Source organism: Thauera terpenica 58Eu (genome assembly GCF_000443165.1).
Taxonomy (GTDB): Bacteria; Pseudomonadota; Gammaproteobacteria; order Burkholderiales; family Rhodocyclaceae; genus Thauera; species Thauera terpenica.
In genome coordinates this window covers 62,570-81,335 of record NZ_ATJV01000070.1, presented here as the reverse complement: position 1 = coordinate 81,335, position 18,766 = coordinate 62,570, and the positions used below count along the sequence as shown (strand labels likewise).

The following is an 18,766-nucleotide window of genomic DNA, read 5'->3' as shown; positions in this document are numbered from 1 at the left end:
GCCGACGTCAGGGTTTTGGTGTGAGTGCGCCGGGAGCGGGATCCCTGCTTGCTTTCGTCATGCGACGGGTCATGCTCAGGGCCTGGCCGTCGTTGGCGGAGGGCTTGCGCCGACGCTACATTGCATCAGGGCGCACGCGCTCGTGGCAAACACTCTGCGGCGCCCCCCAGGTCGCGTGTCCAACCATCCTCAGCGGAGCAACAGCATGAATCGTGGAACCCAGATCAATCTCTGGTACGTGCTCTTTGCCCTGATGGGCATCGTCTTCCTGCGTGATCTGTGGGTGGAGGCGCAGGCGATCGAGGCGATCCCCTATAGTCAGTTCGAGACCTATCTCAAGCAGGGCGCGATCGAGAACGTCAAGATCGGCAGCACGACGATCAGTGGCAGCTTCAAGACGCCGCAGGACGGCAAGACCGGTTTCGTCACCACACCGGTGGCACCCGATCTGGCCGGGCGCCTGAGCGAGGCCGGTGTGACTTACTCGGGCGCGGTCGAAAACACCTGGTTCACCACCTTGTTGTCATGGATTCTGCCCGCGCTGATCTTTGTCGGAATCTGGATGTTCCTCATCCGCAGGATGGGGCAGGGCATGGGCGGCCTGACCGCGATCGGCAAGAGCAAGGCCAGGGTCTATGTCGAGAGCGACACCAAGGTCAGCTTTGCCGATGTCGCGGGAGTGGACGAGGCCAAGGCGGAGTTGCAGGAGGTCGTCGACTTCCTGCAGAACCCCAGGGAATACAGCAGCCTGGGTGCGCGCATGCCCAAGGGCATCTTGCTGGTCGGCCCGCCCGGCACCGGCAAGACCTTGCTCGCGCGTGCGGTGGCGGGTGAGGCGGGAGTGCCCTTCTTTTCCATCTCGGGCTCGGAGTTCGTCGAGATGTTCGTCGGCGTGGGCGCGGCGCGCGTGCGCGACCTCTTCGAGCAGGCGCGCAAGGCCGCGCCCGCCATCATCTTCATCGACGAGCTCGACGCCCTCGGACGCGCCCGCGGTGCGGGCACGATGCAAGGCGGCAACGATGAGCGCGAACAGACCCTGAACCAGCTCCTGTCCGAGCTCGACGGCTTTGATCCGGGGCAGGGCGTGGTCTTGCTGTCGGCCACCAACCGGCCCGAGATACTCGACCCTGCCTTGCTGCGCGCGGGGCGCTTCGATCGCCAGGTGCTGGTGGACCGGCCCGACCGTGCCGGCAGGGTGCAGATCCTTCAGGTGCACATGAAAAAGATCGTCCTCGCTCCCGACATGGGGGTGGAGGACATCGCCGCGCTGACCACTGGCTTTTCCGGCGCCGACCTCGCCAACCTGGTCAATGAGGCGGCGCTGCTGGCGACGCGGCGGCGCGCCAAGGTGGTGAGCATGGAGGACTTCACCCATGCGATCGAGCGCATCGTCGCCGGCCTGGAAAAGCGCAACCGCCTCATCAACCCGCGTGAGCGCAGGATCGTGGCCTATCACGAGATGGGCCACGCGCTGGTCAGCATGGCCTTGCCGGGCATGGATGAGGTGCACAAGGTGTCCATCATCCCGCGCGGTGTAGGCGCCCTGGGTTATACGATTCAGCGTCCGACCGAGGATCGCTTCCTCATGACCGAACACGAGCTGCGCGCCAAGATTGCGGTGCTGATGGGCGGGCGTGCTGCCGAGAAGCTGGTGTTCGATCATCTGTCGACCGGTGCGGCCGACGATCTGGCGCGCGCCACCGACATCGCGCGCTCGATGGTGGCGCGCTACGGCATGGACGCGGAGCTCGGCAGCGTCAGCTACGAGACCGAGAGAAACAACTTCCTGGGCGGGCGCACGGGGAGCTATCTGGAACGCAACTACAGTGAGGCCACCGCGCAAGCCATGGACGCCGCGGTGCGCACCGTGCTGCATGAAGTGTTTGCGCAGGCGCTGGAAATCCTTGCCGCCAATCGCGCCCTTCTCGACGTGGCCGCCACCCGCCTGCTCGAGGTCGAGACCCTGGACGAGGGAGCGTTGCGCGAACTGGCGCGCGACCTGCAGCGCCCGCAGCCCGTTCTGGTGCAGTGATCGCGCCGCCGTCGATGACGCTGACAAGAGGCCGCCCGAGGGGGAATTCGTAGTCTCAACGGACGATGAGCATCCCTCGCAGTCTTCGCACAATGCTCCCATCGCAGAAAACCTAATTCAGGGGGGGAGCAAGCACGATGATCGATATCCGCGGACTGGCCTATTTCGTTGCCCAGATCGACGACATCACCGAGTGGAAGCGCTATGCCGAAGACGTGCTCGGTATGATGACTGCACCGGCACCGGGCAACGGGCTCTACGTCAAGATGGACGAGCGCCCCTTCCGCATTCTGGTGGTTCAGGGCGCCGAGCGCCGTTACGTGGCATCGGGCTGGGAGCTGGCCAATGAGCCGGCCTTCAAGGCCGCGCTCGCCGAGCTCGACGACAAGGGCGTGGCCTATGAGCTGGCCGATGCCGCCACCGTGGCCCAGCGTGGCATGCAGGCGGTGGCGGTGCTCACCGATCCGTCGGGCAATCGCCACGAGCTGTGCTGGGGCCACCTGTCGGATTGTCAGCCCTTTGTCTCGCCCCAGGGCGTGCCGCGCTTCCTCACCGGTGACATGGGTCTCGGTCACACCGTGATGCCGGCGCCGAACTTCGACGCCACCGCCGCCTTCTACCGCGACGTGCTCGGCTTCGGGCTGTCGGACATCTTCAATTTCCGCCCCGACCCCTCCGCGCCGCCGGTGCGCATCCACTTCTTCCACTGCAACAACGCCCGCCACCACAGCCTGGCAATCGCCGAGTACCCGGTGCCCAGCGGCTGCGTGCATGTGATGGTCGAAGTCGATTCGATGACCGAAGTCGGGCGTGCCCACGACCGTCGCATCGCACACAAGGTGCCCTTGTCGGCCACGCTGGGGCAGCACCTCAACGACCGCATGACCTCCTTCTACATGAAGACCCCTTCCGGCTTCGATCTCGAGTACGGCTTTGGCGGTCTGCAATGTGATTGGGAGACGCACAGCGCCTTCGAATTCACCCGTGTCAGCATCTGGGGTCACGATTTCGGTGTCAAGGAACAGGCCGCCTGAGCGCGGTCGAATACAGGAAACAATCCATGAACAAGCTGATGACGGCGACCGATGTCGTCGCCCAACTTCGTGATGGCATGACCATCGGTTTTGGTGGCTGGGGCCCGCGGCGCAAGCCGATGGCGATCGTGCGCGAGATCCTGCGCTCCGACCTCAAGGACCTCACCGTGGTCGCCTATGGTGGCCCGGAGGTGGGCATGCTGTGCGCCGCCGGCAAGGTGAAGAAACTCATCTTCGGCTTCGCCACGCTCGACGCCATTCCGCTCGAGCCCTGGTATCGCAAGGTGCGTGAATCCGGTGCGCTCGAGTTGCTCGAGCTCGATGAAGGCATGTGGCAGTGGGGCCTGCGCGCCGCTGGCATGCGCGTGCCCTTCCTGCCCACGCGCTGCGGTCTGGCGACCGACGTCACCAAGCTCAACCCCGAACTCAAGACCATCACCTCGCCTTATGACGACGGTGAAGTGCTGCTGGCGATGCCGGCGCTCAAGCTCGACGTTGCGCTCGTCCATGTCAACGCTGCCGATCAGCTCGGCAACACCTTGATCACTGGCGGCGATCCGTATTTCGACCACCTCGTGGCGCGTGCTGCCGATGCCTGCTACGTCTCGGCCGAGCGCGTGGAAGAGCGCTTCGCGCTCACCGCCGCCGAGGCGCGCTTCAACACCTTCGAGCGCTACCTGGTGAAAGGGGTCGTGCATGCGCCTTGCGGTGCGCACCCGACCGCCTGTGACCCCGAATACGGTTGGGACATGGCGCATCTGAAGCGCTACGTGGCCAGCGCTGCCGAGGACGGCGGCTGGCAGGCCTATATGGACGAGTTCGTCACTGCAGGTGAAGCCGCCTACCAGGACAAGAACGGTGGCGTCGAGCGCATGGGCAAGCTGCCCCTGCCGGTGTTTTGAGGAGCGTGAGCGGCATGAGCGACAAAGTTGAATTTTCCCTGGCCGAGTTGATGATCGTGGCGGCCTCCGAGGCCTGGCGTGGCGACGGCGAAGTGCTCGCCTCCGGCATCGGCGTGATCCCGCGTCTGGGTGCCAGCCTGGCCAAGCTGACCCACGGCCCCGGCCTGCTGATGACCGACAGCGAGTGCTTCCTGGTCGAAGACCCGATTCCGCTCGGCCCGCGCGGTGACTTCGTGCCGAAATACTCGGGTTCGATGAATTTCGAGCGCGTGTTCGAGTGCGTCTGGGGTGGCCAGCGCCACGCCATGATCGGCCCGACCCAGATCGACCGCTATGGTCAGACCAACCTGTCGGTGATCGGCGACTACAAGAAGCCCAAGGCGGCCATCCTCGGCGTGCGCGGCCTGCCCGGCAACAGCATCAACCACATCAACTCCTTCATCGTGCCCAGCCACAGCAAGCGTGTGTTCGTCGAAGGCGAAGTGGATATGGTGTCCGGCGTCGGCTACAACCCGGCGCGCTGGGAGCCCGGCATGCGCCAGGACTTCATGGCCATCCGCCACATCGTCACCGACCTGTGCGTGATGGACTTCGAAGGCCCCGAGCACGCGATCCGCGTGCGTTCGCTGCATCCGGGCGTGAGCTTCGATGAAGTGCAGGAAAAGACCGGCTTCCCCTTGCTGAAGGCGCCGAATCTGGGCGAAACCCCGCACCCGACCGCCGCGCAGCTCACCCTCATCCGTCGTCTTGATCCCCATGACCTGCGTGCCGCGCAGCTCAAGGGCAACCCGCCGGGCATGCGCGCAGCAGCCTGAGCACGGCAAGGAACCCACGATGACCGCTCCCGACCAGAACTTCGTCAGCCGTCCCGACACCACGGCGTACGAAACCGATGAGCCGGTTAAGTACGCCGTGGCCGACGGCATTGCCACCGTGACCATGAGTCGCGCCAGCTTCAACAACGCGCAGAACTCGCAGATGACCTATGCGCTGGATGCCGCTTTCCGGCGTGCGGTGGATGATGATGCGGTGAAGGTCATCGTGTTGCGTGGCGAGGGCAAGCACTTCTCCGCCGGCCATGACATCGGTACGCCGGGGCGCGACATCAACAAGCCCTTCGAGCGCACCCACCTGTGGTGGGACCACACCAACAAGCCGGGCGGGGAATACCTCTACGTGCGCGAGCAGGAGGTGTACCTCAACATGTGCCGGCGCTGGCGCGAGCTGCCCAAGCCGACCATCGCCATGGTGCAGGGCGCGTGCGTCGCCGGCGGGCTGATGCTGGCCTGGGTGTGCGATCTGATCGTCGCCAGCGATGACGCCTTCTTCCAGGATCCGGTGGTGCGCATGGGCATCCCGGGGGTGGAGTACTTTGCTCACCCCTATGAGCTCAACCCGCGCATCGCCAAGGAGTTCCTCATGACCGGCGATCGCATGAGCGCCGAGCGTGCCTACCAGATGGGCATGGTCAACCGGGTGGTGGCGCGTGCCGAACTCGAGACCGAGACCTTCGCCCTCGCCGCGCGCGTGGCCAAACAGCCGCGCATGGGCCTGGCCCTGACCAAGCAGGCGATCAACCATGTCGAGGATCTGCAGGGCAAGCGCACGGCGATGGATGCGGTATTTGCATGGCATCATTTCGCCCACGCCCACAATGAACTGCTGTCGGGTGACAAGCTCGGTGGCTATGACGCCAAGGCAATGGCCAGCGCCAACAAGCAGGCCGCAGGTGGGGACAAAGCATGAATCAGGATTTTTCCGCGCTCCTGCGCACTCCGCTCACCGAGCGTCTCGGCTGCCGCTATCCCGTCATCCAGACCGCCATGGGCTGGGTGTCCGACGCCAATCTGGTGATCGCGACCACCAAGGCGGGCGGTTTCGGCTTTCTCGCCGGGGCGACGATTGACGCGAACAAGATCGAAGCCGAGATCAAGAAGGTCATCGCCGCCACCGGCGGCAGCAATTTCGGTCTCAACTTTCACATGTTCCAGGAGAACGCGGCGCAGTGCGTCGACCTGGCCATCCAGTACAAACTGCGCGCCGTCAGCTACGGCCGGGGTCCGGACAAGAAGACCATCGCCCGCTTCAAGGAAGCCGGTGTGCTGTGCATTCCCACCGTGGGTGCGCTCAAGCATGCGCTCAAGGCGATCGAGCTGGGCGCCGACATGATCACCATCCAGGGTGGCGAGGGCGGCGGTCACACCGGCGGCGTGCCCACCACCATCCTGCTGCCGCAGGTGCTGGCCGCAGTGAAGGTGCCGGTGATCGCCGCGGGCGGCTATTCCACCGGCCGCGGCCTGGCAGCGGCGCTCGCTGCTGGCGCGGCGGGGATCGCGATGGGTACGCGCTTTCTCATGACCACCGATTCACCCACGCCGCCTGCGACCCTCGATCGATACGTCAAGGTCGATGACCCGCAGAAAGTGCGCGTCACCCTGGCGGTCGATGGCATGCGTCATCGCATGATCGAGAACCCCTTCATCGACAAGCTCGAATCCGCCGGCCCCATGGGTCGCCTGCTGATTGCGCTCAAGAGCGCCTGGAAGTGGAAGCAGCAGACCGGCATGAGCGTCAGTCACATGCTGGGCGTGTTCCGCCAGGCGCTGAAGGAAGACCCCGGCGCGGTGTCGCAGACGGTGATGTCGGCCAATCAGCCGGTGCTGCTGCAACGCTCCATGGTCGAAGGCTACCCCGACGAGGGCATCCTGCCCAGCGGCCAGGTCGCGGCGGCGATCGGCAAGCTCGAGAGCTGTGAAGAGCTCATCAAGGGCATCGCCGCCGAGGCGGAGCAGTGTCTTGCCACCCTCTATGCCCGTCTCGGTGAGCCGGCAGACAGGGCGCAAGCCAAGGATGTTCAGGCCGTCGCCTGAGCGGACCGTGCAGCGCAGCGCGGGAAGCACAGACCTGAAGCGCAGACCTGAAGCGCAGACCTCAAGACCATACGACAAGATAGGGAGGCCACCAACGTGAGCCAGGCATTCCAGACAAGCATCGAGGGCGGCATTGCCGAACTCGTCATCAACAAGCCGCCGGTCAATGCACTCGACAGCAGCGAGTGGTACGCATTGGCGCACCGCATCGAGGAGCTGGGTCACGACCCCGAGGTGCGTGTGATCGTGATCCGCGCCGAAGGCCGCGGTTTCTGCGCCGGCGTGGACATCAAGGAGCTCGACGCCCATCCCGAGCGCATCGTCGCCGTCAACGGTGGCAACTACGCCACCTTCAAGGCCGTGCATCGCAATGCGGTGCCGGTCATCGTCGCGGTGCACGGCTTCGTGCTCGGTGGCGGCATCGGCATCACTGGCGCGGCCGACATCGTCGTCGCCTCCGAATGCGCCACCTTCGCCCTGCCCGAAGTCGATCGCGGTGCGATGGGCGGCGGTGCCCACCTGCAGCGCCTGTTCCCGGTGCAGAAGGTGCGCTACCTGTTCTTCACCGGTGAAAAGATCACTGCGCAGGAGGCCGATCGTTACGGTTTCATCGAGCGCATCGTGCCCAAGGCCGAGCTGCGCGAAGCCGCGCTCGAGATCGCCCGCAAGATCGCCGCCAAGAGCCCGTCCATGATCCGTATCGCCAAGGAGGCGCTCAACGGCATCGAGGACGGCAACCTGGAAGACAAGTACCGCTGGGAGCAGGGCTTCACCCTGCAGGCCTACACCAGCCCGGATTCGGCGGAAACCCGCCGCGCCTTCGTCGAGAAACGCGAAGTCAAGTTCTAAGGACGACCATGGATCTCGCCTATACCCCCCGGCAGAAGGCCTTCCGCGAGGAAGTCCGTGCCTGGCTTGCGGCAAACCTGCCCGCCGAGCCCCTGCTCAGCTACGACACGCGCGAAGGCTTCGAGCAGCACCGTGCGTGGGAGCGCAAGCTCTTCGACGCCCGCCTGTCGATGGTGATCTGGCCCGAGGCCCTGGGTGGCCGCGGCTGCGACCTCATCGAGTGGCTGAGTTTCGAAGAGGAGTACTACGGCGCCGGTGCGCCGATGCGGGTCAATCAGAACGGCCAGCTCCTGCTCGGCCCGACCCTGATCGAGTTCGGCACCGAAGAGCAGAAGGCACGCTTTCTGCCGCGCATGGCCGCCAGCGAAGACATGTGGGCGCAAGGCTGGTCCGAGCCCAACGCCGGCTCGGACATGGCGGCCATCACCAGCAAGGCCATCCTCTCCGCCGACGGCAGTCACTATGTGATCAACGGCCAGAAGACCTGGTCGACGCGCGCCATCTTTGCCGACTGGCTGTTCGGCCTGTTCCGCAGCGACCCCGGCTCCAGCCGCCATCACGGCCTGTCCTACATGGCGGTGCCGCTGGATGCGGCGGGCGTGACCATCCGTCCGATTCAAGCCCTCAACGGCAAGCAGGCCTTCGCCGAAGTGTTCTTTGACGACGTCAAGGTGCCGGTCGAGAACCGCATCGGTGACGAAGGTCAGGGCTGGCATGTGGCGATGGCCACCGCGGGCTTCGAACGCGGCCTGTTGCTGCGTTCGCCGGCACGCTTCCAGTACACCGCGCGCAAGCTGATCGAACTCTACAAGGCCAATCGCGCCATCGCGGATCGCGACCCCAGCATCCGCGACGCGGTGATCGAAGCGTGGACCGGCACCGAAGCCTATGCGTTGTCGGCCTACCACACCGTCGGCCGGCTGGCGAAAGGCGCACGCATTGGCGCCGAGGCCAGCACCAACAAGATCTTCTGGTCCGAACTCGACCTCAAGATGCACGAAACCGCCATGCGCATTCTCGGCGCGCGCGGTGAGCTGACCGCTGATGCGCCCGCCGCGGTTGACGCGGCGCGCTGGCTGGACGGCTTCCTGTTCGCGCAGGCCGGTCCGATCTACGCCGGCACCAACGAGATCCAGCGCAACATCATCGCCGAGCGCATGCTCGGCCTGCCCAAGTAAGAAGAGGCTGGCCATGGACTTCACTTTTACCGACGACCAGCTCACCTTCCGCGAGGCGGTGAGCCGCTTCCTGATGGTCGAAGCCGTGCCCGAGATGTTGCGCGAGATCTGGGAAACCGACAGCGGGCGCTCGCCCGAGCTACGCAAGAGTCTTGCCGAACAGGGTCTTACCGCGCTGTCGGTGCCCGAAGACTGTGGTGGCCTGGGCATGGACGACGTTGCCTGGGCGCTGATGACTCAAGAGCTGGGCTACTACGCCATTCCCGATTCGCTGGCCGACGCAGCGTATGTTGCCACCGGTCTGCTCAACGCGCTGCCTGCCGGTACGGCCGAGCGTGAGGCCTGGCTGGGGCGCATTGCCGAGGGCAGCATCCGCATTGCGGTCGACCATCCGGTCAATCCGCTGGTGGCCGACGCCAATCCCGCAGATCTGCTGCTGCTCGCCAACGGTGACGAGGTGCATGCCGTACCGCGCAGCGCGGTCAAGGTCGACAGCAACGCCAGCATTGACCTTTCGCGCCGCCTTGGCAGCGTGAGCTGGACCCCGTCTGCCGCTACCTTGCTCGCCGAGGGCGAGGCGGGTCGTGCGCTGTGGGCACAGACCCTGAACCGCGGCGCCTTGTCGGTGGCGGGTCAGTTGCTCGGCCTGGCGCAGCGCATGCTCGACCTGTCGGTCGACTACGTGGCCCAGCGCAAGCAGTTCGGCAAGCCGATCGGCAGCTTTCAAGCGGTCAAGCATCACCTTGCCGACGTTGCGACCCAGATCGAGTTCGCCAAGCCGGTGCTGTATCGCGCCGCCTACGCGCTCGCGCACCAGGAAGCGGGCGTCGACGCCCGCGTCTCGCACGCCAAGCTCGCCTGCGGCGAGGCGGCGTGGCTGGCGGCGCGCAAGGGCATTCAGGTGCATGGCGCGATGGGCTACACCTGGGAAGTCGATCTGCAGATGTTCATGAAGCGGGCCTGGGCGCTGGATGCGTCCTGGGGCGACCGCGGTCTGCACAAGTCCCGAGTTGCGGACGCAATGCTGGCCGACGGTGCCGCCCTCGGCCCTGGTCATACTTTCGAGGAATGAAAATGGCAGAAGCCTATATTGTCGATGCCCTGCGCAGCCCCACCGGCAAGCGCAAGGGCGGTCTGTCCCACGTCCATGCGATCGATCTCGGCGCCCATGTGCTCAAGGCCCTGGTCGAGCGCAATGTGATCCCGGGCGAAGAATACGACGACGTCATCTTTGGTTGTGTCGACACCATCGGCTCGCAGGCGGGTGACATCGCCCGCACCGCGTGGCTCGCCGCCGGCCTGGCGATGAATGTGCCGGGCACGACGGTGGACCGTCAGTGCGGCTCGTCACAGCAGGCGCTGCACTTCGCCGCCCAGGCGGTGATGAGCGGCACCCAGGATGTGGTCGCCGTCGGCGGCGTGCAGACCATGACCCAGATCCCGATCTCGTCGGCCATGCTCGCCGGCCAGCCTCTCGGCTTCCCCGATCCGTTCTCCGGCAGCAAGGGCTGGAAGGCGCGCTTTGGCGACCAGCCCGTCAATCAGTTCTATGCTGCGCAGCGCATCGCCGACCACTGGAAGCTGAGCCGTCACGACATGGAAGTGTTTGCGCTCGAGAGCCACCGCCGTGCGCTCGCAGCGATCGCCGCAGGTCATTTCGAGCGTGAGATCGTCGCCCTCGAAGGCGTCACACAGGACGAGACCCCACGTGTGAGCACGCTGGAGAAGATGGCCAGCCTGGAGCCGGTCGATCCCACCTACCCGTCGATCACCGCCGCGGTGTCGAGCCAGACCTGCGACGCTTCCGCCGCCCTGCTGGTGGTGTCGGAGGCCGCGCTCAAGCGCTACAAGCTGACCCCGCGTGCCCGCGTGCACCACATCTCGGTGCTCGCCGACGACCCGATCTGGCACCTCACCGCGCCCATTCCCGCCACCCGTGCCGCGCTCAAGAAGGCGGGCATGGGCATCAATGACATCGACGTGGTCGAGATCAACGAAGCCTTCGCCTCGGTCGTCATGGCCTGGCAGAAGGAGCTCGACTACGACCCCGCGCGCATGAACCCGCTCGGCGGCGCCATCGCCCTGGGTCATCCGCTCGGTGCCACCGGTGCGCGCCTGATGACCACGCTGCTGCATGAGCTGGAGCGCACGGGTGGGCGCTACGGACTGCAGACCATGTGCGAAGGCGGCGGTCAGGCCAACGTCACCATCATCGAACGCCTCTGAAGCGACGCAACGCGCCACCCCTTGTCCTGATTCCGCGTCGCTGACGCGCACCGTACGCAAGTACGGCAGCGCGTCGCAGCGTGGCTGAAGGCGGGGCGCGTGCTGCAGGCCTTCAATCGAACTCACAGCAAGGGAGAAGACAATGGGAATTTGCCAACAACGCACGGTCATCATCACCGGTGCCGGTGGTGGTCTGGGTCGTGCCTATGCGCTGGCGTTTGCCGCCGAGGGCGCGAACGTCGTCGTCAATGACATCCGCAAGGACGCCGCTGACGCGGTGGTGGCCGAGATCGTGGCGGCGGGTGGCAAGGCCATCGCCAACGCCGACGACATCACCCGCATCGACACCGCCCAGCAGATCGTCGATGCCGCGCTCGCGGCTTACGGCGAAGTGCACGTGGTGGTCAATAACGCCGGCATCCTGCGCGATCGCATGTTCGTCAGCCTGTCCGAAGACGACTGGGACCAGGTCATGCGGGTGCACCTGAAAGGCCACTTCTGCCTCGCCAACATCCTCGGCAAGCGCTGGCGCGACCAGGCCAAGGCCGGCAACAAGATTGCCGCCCGCATCATCAACACCAGCTCCGGCGCCGGCCTGCAGGGCTCGATCGGACAGTCGAACTATTCCGCCGCCAAGGGCGGCATCGCCACCCTGACCCTGGTGCAGGCGGCCGAGATGGCGCGTTATGGCGTCACCGCCAATGCGCTGGCGCCGTCGGCACGGACCTCGATGACCGAGTCCGCGATGGCCGATGTGGTGAAGGCGCCGGAGTCGGGCTTCGACTCCTGGGCGGCCGAAAACGTCGCGCCGCTGGTGGTGTGGCTGGGTAGTGAGGCGTCCTCGCACGTCAGTGGCCAGGTGTTCGAGGCCCAGGGCGGTCGCATCTCGGTGTGTGATGGCTGGCGCACCGGGCCGCAGAAGGACAAGGGCGCACGCCTGACGCCTGCCGAAGCCGGCGCGGCCGTCGATGAACTGATGAAGCAGTCGGTTCCCGCACAAAAGGTCTGGGGGAGCTGAGATGAGCACATCAGCCGCGGAGCAGGGACGTCGTGACTTTCTCAAGACCGGTGCCGTGCTCGGCGGCGCCGCGGCGGCGGGCGTGAGCCTGACGTCGCCGGCAGCGGCAGCCTCTGCGCTGCCCCTGCCTGAATATGAGCGCTGGGACGCGACCGAGATTGCGCGCCTGATCCGGCGCGGAGATGTGAAGCCGAGCGAGATGCTGGAGGCAGCGCTTGCGCGCGCCGAGGCCTATGCGGTGATCAACGCCGTCGCGGTGCCGCATTTCGAGCGTGCACGCGAACACGCCCGCACGCTCGACGGCGCGGGCCAGGCCGAGCGCACGGCGCGACCGCCGCTCAGCGGTGTGCCGTTTGCGCTCAAGGATCTGGGGGTCGCGCTTGAGGGCACGATCACCACCAACGGCTGCGTCTTCTTCAAGGATGCGGTCGCCGACCACGACTCCACCCTGGTGCAGCGCTATCAGGCCGCGGGCCTGAACATCTTTGCCAAACTGACGTCCCCTGAATTCGGCCAGACCGCGACCACCGAGTCGCGCCTGTTCGGCGCCACGCGCAACCCCTGGAACCTGGCGCACAGCTCGGGCGGTTCGTCCGGCGGGGCTTCGGCGGCGATTGCAGCCGGCGTGCTGCCGGTGGCGCACGCCAGCGATGGCGGCGGCTCGATCCGCATTCCGGCCTCGCACTGCGGCCTGTTCGGGCTCAAGCCCAGCCGCGGCCTGATTCCGATGGGGCCGCGCGCGATCGAGGGCTGGATGGGGCTGTCCGTCAACAACGTCATCAGCCGCAGCGTGCGCGATACGGCGCTGCTGACCCAGCTCAGCCAGGGGCCGGAAGCGGGCTCCCGGGTTTCACCGCCCACCGCCGACCTGCTGGCGGCGCTGGCGCAAGCACCGCGCGGGCTCAGGATCGGGCTGCTCGAAACCAATCTGTTCGGCACCGGCCTGCATGCGGAATGCCTGGAGGCGGTGCGCAAGGCCGCCACCCTGTGCACCGGGCTGGGCCACCACGTCGAGCCGATCACGCTCAGCGAACTGCCTTTCATGGAGATGTTCGGCGGCCTGGGCATCATGACCGGTACCGGTCTGCTGGTTTCCGTGCAGGCGCGCGAAAAGCAGCTCGGGCGCGCGGTACGTGAAGACGAGATCGAACCGGTCAACTGGCGCAACCTGCAAAAGGCCAAGACCTACACCGCCGCCCAGCTCTACGGCGCGCGCGCCGTCTTCGATCAGGGCGGGCGTGTTTTCGACCAGCTGTTTGGCCGCTACGACTTCATCCTGTCGCCCACTACCGCAGGACTGCCGCCCAAGCTCGGTGAAATCTCGCTCGACCAGCCTTATGACGACTTCGCCCGGAATGCGGTGCTGGCCTCGCCTTTTACCGCCATGTTCAACATGAGCGGCCATCCCGCGATGTCCGTCCCCCTGCACTGGAGTGCGGAGGGGCTGCCGGTGGGCGTGCAGTTCGCCGCGCCGTTCGGGGGCGAGGCGCGCTTGATCGCACTGGCTGCGCAGCTGGAACAGGCCGCACCGTGGGCCGATCGTCGTCCGCCGGCGCTGGCCTGAAAAAACTGAAGGAGCTTCAATGAGCACTCCCGTATCTCCAGGGGTGGCGGTCGTCACCGGCGCCAGCCGCGGCGTGGGCCAGGGTGTGGCCGAAGCGCTCGGCGCCGCCGGCATGACCGTCTACGTGACCGGGCGCAGCACCACCGAGGGCAGCTGCCGGGTTGGCGACGAAGTGCTGCACGGCACCATCCACGCCAGCGCCGCCGCCGTCACCGCGGCCGGCGGACAAGGCATCGCGGTGCACTGCGACCATGCCGACGACCGTCAGGTGCAGGCCTTGTTCGAGCGCGTCGAGCGCGAGCAGGGGCGGCTCGACATCCTGGTCAACAACGCCATCCATATCGACGATAGCCTGATCGCACCCGGCCCGTTCTGGACCAAGCCGCACAGCCAGGCTGACATCTTTGGCGTCGGTCTGCGCTCGAACTACATCGCCACGCATTGCGCCGCACCGCTGTTGCTCAAGTCCGCTCCCGCGCTGGTGGTGTTCACCTCGTCCTACGGCGCCGGCTGCTACATGCACGGCCCGGCCTACGGCGCGCAAAAAGCCGGCTGCGACAAGATGGCCTGGGATATGGGGGTCGACTTCGAAGGCACGGGCGTGGCCGCACTGTCCTTGTGGCTGGGCGTGCAGCGCACCGAGCGCACCGCGCTGGCCGCCCGCCAGCGCAGCGACGCCTATGGCGACTTCATGGCGCACAGCGAAAGTCCGCAGTTCGTCGGCCGCGTCATCCATGCCCTGTGGCGCGACCCCGAACTGGCCAGCCGCTCGGGCCAGACCCTGATCGTGGCCGAGTTGGCAGCGCAATATGGGGTGCGCGACGAAGGCGGGCGCGAGCCGCCGAGCTTGCGGCGCATGCTGGGCGAGCCGCGTGCGTTTCATCCCGCGCGTGTGAGCTGAAGGAGGCGGCATGACTCTGGAACAACGCGTCGCCCGCCTTGAGGCGCTGGAGGCGATTCGCCAGCTCAAGCATCGCTACCTCAACGCCTGCGATCTGAAGGACGTCGAGGCCATCCGCGATTGCTTCGCCACCGGCCCCATCCGCATCGACTTCGAGGCGGTCGGCCAATTCGACGAGCGCGACTCCTTCGTCGCGCTCTACCAGTCGCTGGCCTGCCACCCGCGCGTGCGCGACAGCCACCACGGCGCCAACCCCGAGATCGAGCTCACCGCCGACGACACGGCACGCGGGCGCTGGTCCCTGTGCTACTTCAACCTCGATGCCGAAACCGGCCTCACCCGTCGCCTCGGCGTGATCTACGACGACGAATACCGCTGCATCGCCGGCGCATGGAAGATCGTGGCCACGCGCTCGCGCATTCTGGCGGTGGTCAGCGGGCGCGACGAAACGATCTCTTAAAACGATTCAGCGCTTGCGCGAAGTGCTTCGTCCCGTCCGTTTTGACGATGTGGCAGCCGATGCGACCTCCTATAAAGGTTGGGTATCCACCCATTCGAGGTTCACGCCGTGAGAGAAGCCCCTTCGTATGTGCCCGGCCACCAGTTGCTTGCCGGCAAATCCGTCCTCATCACCGCCGCTGCAGGCGCTGGCATCGGCTTTGCCGCGGCGCGCAAATCGGCGGAAGAGGGCTGCCGCGCCTTGATGATCTCCGACATCCACCCGCGTCGTCTGGAAGAGGCGGTGGCCAAGCTCAAGGCTGAGACCGGGCTGGAGAGCATCTGGGGCCAGGTGTGCAACGTCACCAACGAAGAAGAAGTGCAGGCCCTGGTTGCCGCGGCTGAAGAAAAGCTCGGTGGTGTGGATGTGCTGATCAACAACGCCGGCCTGGGCGGTGAGAAGCGCGTCACCGAAATGACCGACGAAGAGTGGAGCCGGGTGCTGGACATCACCCTCACCGGCACCTTCCGCATGACGCGCGCGATGCTGCCGCACATGGAAAAGCGCGGTCGCGGCGCCATCGTCAACAACGCCTCGGTGCTGGGCTGGCGTGCGCAAAAGGGCCAGGCCCACTACGCCGCGGCCAAGGCCGGAGTGATGGCGCTGACGCGCTGCTCGGCCCTGGAAGCCGCCGAAAACGGCGTGCGCATCAACGCCGTGTCGCCCTCGATCGCACTGCACGAGTTCCTCAAGAAGGCCTCCAGCGCAGAGTTGCTCGAGCAGCTCGCCAGCCGCGAGGCCTTTGGCCGCGCCGCCGAAGTGTGGGAAGTCGCTAACGTGATGATCTTCCTCGCCAGCGACTATTCCTCCTACATGACCGGCGAAGTGCTGTCGGTCAGCTCGCAGCACGCTTGAGAGGACGCACGATGACCATGGTTTTTTCCAGTGCTGACGAGCTCATCGCCGCCGAAGGCCGTGAGCTGGGCGTGACCGACTGGGTCGAGATCCGCCAGCAGCGCATCGACCAGTTTGCCGACGCCACCGACGACCACCAGTGGATCCATGTCGACCCCGAGCGCGCCAAGGATGGCCCTTTCGGCGCCTGCATCGCGCACGGCTATCTGACCCTGGCGCTGGCCAATCTGTTTCTGCCGCAGCTCATTCGCGCCGACAACCTGAAGATGGGCGTCAACGTCGGCTGCGACCGCGTGCGTTTCCCGGCGCCGGTCAAGGCCGGTGCGCGCGTGCGTGGCCGTGGCGAAATCCTCAAGGTCGAACGCATCAAGGACGCGGTGCAGTCCACCGTGCGCGTCACCATCGAGATCGAGGGCAGCGAGCGCCCGGGCTGCGTGGTCGACACCATCAGCCGCTACACCTTCAACGACTGAATTTTAAAGAGAGCCTCTTCATGATCGAAGCCGTCATCGTCTCCACCGCGCGTACCGCGCTCACCAAGTCCTTCCGCGGTTCCTTCAACGACACCGAAGCGCCGGTGCTGGGTGGCCACGTCGTGCGCGCGGTCGTCGAGCGCGCCGGCATCGAGCCGGGTGAAGTTGAGGATGTGATCATGGGCGCCGCCGTGCAGCAGGGCACCCAGGCCTACAACATCGGCCGCCTGTGCGCCTACACCGGCGGTCTGCCCGACACGGTGCCGGGCATGGCGCTGGACCGCATGTGCGCTTCCGGCCTGATGACCATCGGCGTCGCCGCCAAGAGCATCATGGCCGGCGAGATGAAGGTCGCCATCGGTGGTGGCGTGGAATCGCTGTCGCTGACGCAGAACAAGTACAAGAACGCCTACCGCTCGCAGTCCGAGGCGGTGAAGGCGATCGTGCCTGCGGCCTACATCCCGATGCTGGAGACCGCCGAGATCGTCTCCAGCCGCTACGGCATCTCGCGTGCCGACCAGGACGCATACTCGCTGCAGAGCCAGCAGCGCACCGCCGCCGCCCAGGCCGCCGGCCTGTTCGACGACGAGATCGTGCCGCTGGCGGCAAAGAAGCTGCTGTTCGACAAGGAAGGCAAGCCCGCTGGTCATGAGGACGTGATCGCCAAGCGCGACGAGTGCAACCGCCCTTCGACCCAGCTTGAAGATCTCACCAAGCTGCAGCCGGTGGTGAAGGACGGGCAGTGGGTGAAGCAGGGCGAGTTCATCACCGCCGGCAATGCCTCGCAGTTCTCGGACGGGGCCTCGGCCGCGCTGCTGATGAGCCATGACGAAGCCAAGCGCCGTGGCATCGCCCCGCTGGGCATTTATCGCGGCATCGCGGTCGCCGGTTGTGCGCCGGAAGAAATGGGCATCGGCCCGGTGTACGCCATCCCCAAGCTGCTCGAGCAGCACGGCCTCAAGGTCAGCGACATCGGCCTGTGGGAAATCAACGAAGCCTTTGCCTGCCAGGTGCTCCACGTCCGCGACACGCTGGGCATCCCCAATGACCGTCTCAACGTCAATGGCGGCGCCATCTCCATCGGTCACCCCTTCGGCATGTCGGGTGCGCGCATGGTCGGTCATGCGCTCATCGAAGGTCGTCGCCGCGGCGTGCGTTACGTGGTGGTGTCGATGTGCATCGGCGGTGGCATGGGCGCCGCGGGCCTGTTCGAGGTGCTGGGATGAATCTGACGCTTTCCGACGAGCAGCGCGCGCTGCAGGAAACGGCAGCCGACTTTCTCGCCGAGCAGGGCAACGCGCGTAAGGATGTGCAAGACGATGCCGGGCTGTGGGCCCACATCGTCGAACTGGGCTGGGCGGCGGTGCAGGTGCCTGAAGAGCTCGACGGCCTGGGGCTGGGGGCGGTCGAGCTCGGCCTGCTGATGGAGGAGATGGGGCGGCGCCTGGTGCGCACGCCTTTCTTCTCCACCGTGGTGCTGGCGCAGACCGCCTTGCTGCAGGCCGGAAGCGCCCACGCGCAACAACGCTGCCTGCCGGCGCTGGCCTTTGGCGCGCAGGCGGCGACGCTGATTCTGGGCCCCGGCCTGGATGCCGACCCGGCGACGCTGACGGTGCACGCGCGCCGCGACGGCGAGGGCTGGCACCTGCATGGCGAAGCCGCGCAGGTGCTCGATGACGGCCAGATTGACGTCGCCTATGTGGCCGCGCGCCTGGAGGGCGACGCTGCGATCGGTCTGTTCGAGGTCCAGGCCGGCGCCACCGGCGTCGAGCGCACGCCGCTCGAGGTGTGGGACCTGACCCGGCCGCAGGCGCGTTGGTGCTTTGATGAGGTCCGGGTGGACGCAGAAGCACGCGTCGACGACGCTGACAAAGTATGCGCCGGGCTCGTCCGCACTCGCGTGCTGGCGGCCTTGCAACTGGCGGCCGAGCAGGTCGGCGGCGCCGCGCAGTGTCTGCAGCTGGCAGTCGATTACACCAAGGAGAGGGTGCAGTTCGGCCGTCCGGTGGCCACCTTCCAGGCGGTCAAGCATCGCGTTGCCGAGATGATGGTGCGCATGGAAACCGCGCGCTCCACCGTGCGTGGCGTGATGGCGCGGGTCGCAGCCGCCGCTGAGTCGGACGCTGCCGCGCTCGACGACGCGGCGCTGTTCGCAGAAGTGAGCGCCGCGCGCGTGCTGGCCACCGAGGCCTACCGCTATTGCGCGCAGGAGGCCATCCAGCTCCACGGCGGCGTGGGCTTCACCTGGGAATACGATCCGCAGCTGCACTTCAAGCGTGCGCAGTGGGCCAGCCAGTGGCTGGGCGCGAGCAGCGCCTGGCGTGAAACCCTGGCAGCACAGCTGCTCGATGTTGCCTGAGCGCAG

At 66.3% G+C, this 18,766-nt stretch carries 18 protein-coding genes; all 18 read left to right on the top strand.

The window, feature by feature from the left end; all coding sequences use genetic code 11:
• Positions 1–205: 205 nt before the first annotated feature.
• Positions 206–2,032 carry an ATP-dependent zinc metalloprotease FtsH gene (gene ftsH / locus M622_RS33775; RefSeq protein ID WP_021250112.1) on the top strand — a complete coding sequence of 609 codons (1,827 nt, stop codon included), beginning with the start codon at positions 206–208 and terminating at the stop codon, positions 2,030–2,032.
• A 137-nt stretch (positions 2,033–2,169) separates the two neighbouring features.
• Positions 2,170–3,066, top strand: a complete 897-nt coding sequence (locus M622_RS33770; protein ID WP_021250111.1) for a VOC family protein — start codon at positions 2,170–2,172, stop codon at positions 3,064–3,066.
• Between the two features lie 26 nt (positions 3,067–3,092).
• Positions 3,093–3,968, top strand: a complete 876-nt coding sequence (locus tag M622_RS33765) for a CoA transferase subunit A (RefSeq protein ID WP_021250110.1) — start codon at positions 3,093–3,095, stop codon at positions 3,966–3,968.
• A 14-nt stretch (positions 3,969–3,982) separates the two neighbouring features.
• The gene (locus M622_RS33760) at positions 3,983–4,783 is read left to right on the top strand and encodes a CoA-transferase subunit beta (RefSeq protein WP_021250109.1); all 801 of its coding nucleotides are present in this window, start codon (positions 3,983–3,985) and stop codon (positions 4,781–4,783) included.
• Between the two features lie 19 nt (positions 4,784–4,802).
• A complete protein-coding gene (locus M622_RS33755) occupies positions 4,803–5,714 on the top strand; it encodes an enoyl-CoA hydratase (RefSeq protein WP_021250108.1) in 912 nt (303 codons plus the stop codon).
• On the top strand, positions 5,711–6,838 hold the full coding sequence (locus tag M622_RS33750) for an NAD(P)H-dependent flavin oxidoreductase (protein WP_021250107.1): 1,128 nt from the start codon (positions 5,711–5,713) through the stop codon (positions 6,836–6,838). Before M622_RS33755 ends, M622_RS33750 begins: the two co-directional genes overlap by 4 nt.
• A gap of 96 nt (positions 6,839–6,934) precedes the next feature.
• Positions 6,935–7,687: an enoyl-CoA hydratase family protein gene (locus M622_RS33745; protein ID WP_021250106.1), complete on the top strand. Its 753-nt coding sequence runs from the start codon at positions 6,935–6,937 to the stop codon at positions 7,685–7,687.
• 8 nt (positions 7,688–7,695) lie between these two features.
• Entirely contained in the window at positions 7,696–8,865 is a 1,170-nt protein-coding gene (locus M622_RS33740; protein WP_021250105.1) for an acyl-CoA dehydrogenase family protein, read from the top strand.
• Positions 8,866–8,878: 13 nt separating this feature from the next.
• A complete protein-coding gene (locus M622_RS33735; protein ID WP_021250104.1) occupies positions 8,879–9,937 on the top strand; it encodes an acyl-CoA dehydrogenase family protein in 1,059 nt (352 codons plus the stop codon).
• A 2-nt stretch (positions 9,938–9,939) separates the two neighbouring features.
• On the top strand, positions 9,940–11,091 hold the full coding sequence (locus M622_RS33730) for an acetyl-CoA C-acetyltransferase (RefSeq protein ID WP_021250103.1): 1,152 nt from the start codon (positions 9,940–9,942) through the stop codon (positions 11,089–11,091).
• A 142-nt stretch (positions 11,092–11,233) separates the two neighbouring features.
• Entirely contained in the window at positions 11,234–12,109 is an 876-nt protein-coding gene (locus M622_RS33725) for an SDR family oxidoreductase (RefSeq protein ID WP_021250102.1), read from the top strand.
• Between the two features lies 1 nt (position 12,110).
• The gene (locus tag M622_RS33720) at positions 12,111–13,673 is read left to right on the top strand and encodes an amidase (RefSeq protein ID WP_021250101.1); all 1,563 of its coding nucleotides are present in this window, start codon (positions 12,111–12,113) and stop codon (positions 13,671–13,673) included.
• A gap of 19 nt (positions 13,674–13,692) precedes the next feature.
• Complete coding sequence (locus M622_RS33715) at positions 13,693–14,574, top strand: SDR family NAD(P)-dependent oxidoreductase (RefSeq protein WP_031347188.1); 882 nt, start codon at positions 13,693–13,695, stop codon at positions 14,572–14,574.
• Between the two features lie 10 nt (positions 14,575–14,584).
• Complete coding sequence (locus M622_RS33710; protein ID WP_021250099.1) at positions 14,585–15,034, top strand: nuclear transport factor 2 family protein; 450 nt, start codon at positions 14,585–14,587, stop codon at positions 15,032–15,034.
• A 108-nt stretch (positions 15,035–15,142) separates the two neighbouring features.
• On the top strand, positions 15,143–15,928 hold the full coding sequence (locus tag M622_RS33705; protein WP_031347187.1) for an SDR family oxidoreductase: 786 nt from the start codon (positions 15,143–15,145) through the stop codon (positions 15,926–15,928).
• A gap of 11 nt (positions 15,929–15,939) precedes the next feature.
• A complete protein-coding gene (locus tag M622_RS33700) occupies positions 15,940–16,401 on the top strand; it encodes a MaoC family dehydratase (RefSeq protein WP_021250097.1) in 462 nt (153 codons plus the stop codon).
• Positions 16,402–16,421: 20 nt separating this feature from the next.
• The gene (locus M622_RS33695) at positions 16,422–17,627 is read left to right on the top strand and encodes an acetyl-CoA C-acyltransferase (RefSeq protein ID WP_021250096.1); all 1,206 of its coding nucleotides are present in this window, start codon (positions 16,422–16,424) and stop codon (positions 17,625–17,627) included.
• Positions 17,624–18,760: an acyl-CoA dehydrogenase family protein gene (locus M622_RS33690; protein ID WP_021250095.1), complete on the top strand. Its 1,137-nt coding sequence runs from the start codon at positions 17,624–17,626 to the stop codon at positions 18,758–18,760. Before M622_RS33695 ends, M622_RS33690 begins: the two co-directional genes overlap by 4 nt.
• Positions 18,761–18,766 lie beyond the last annotated feature (6 nt).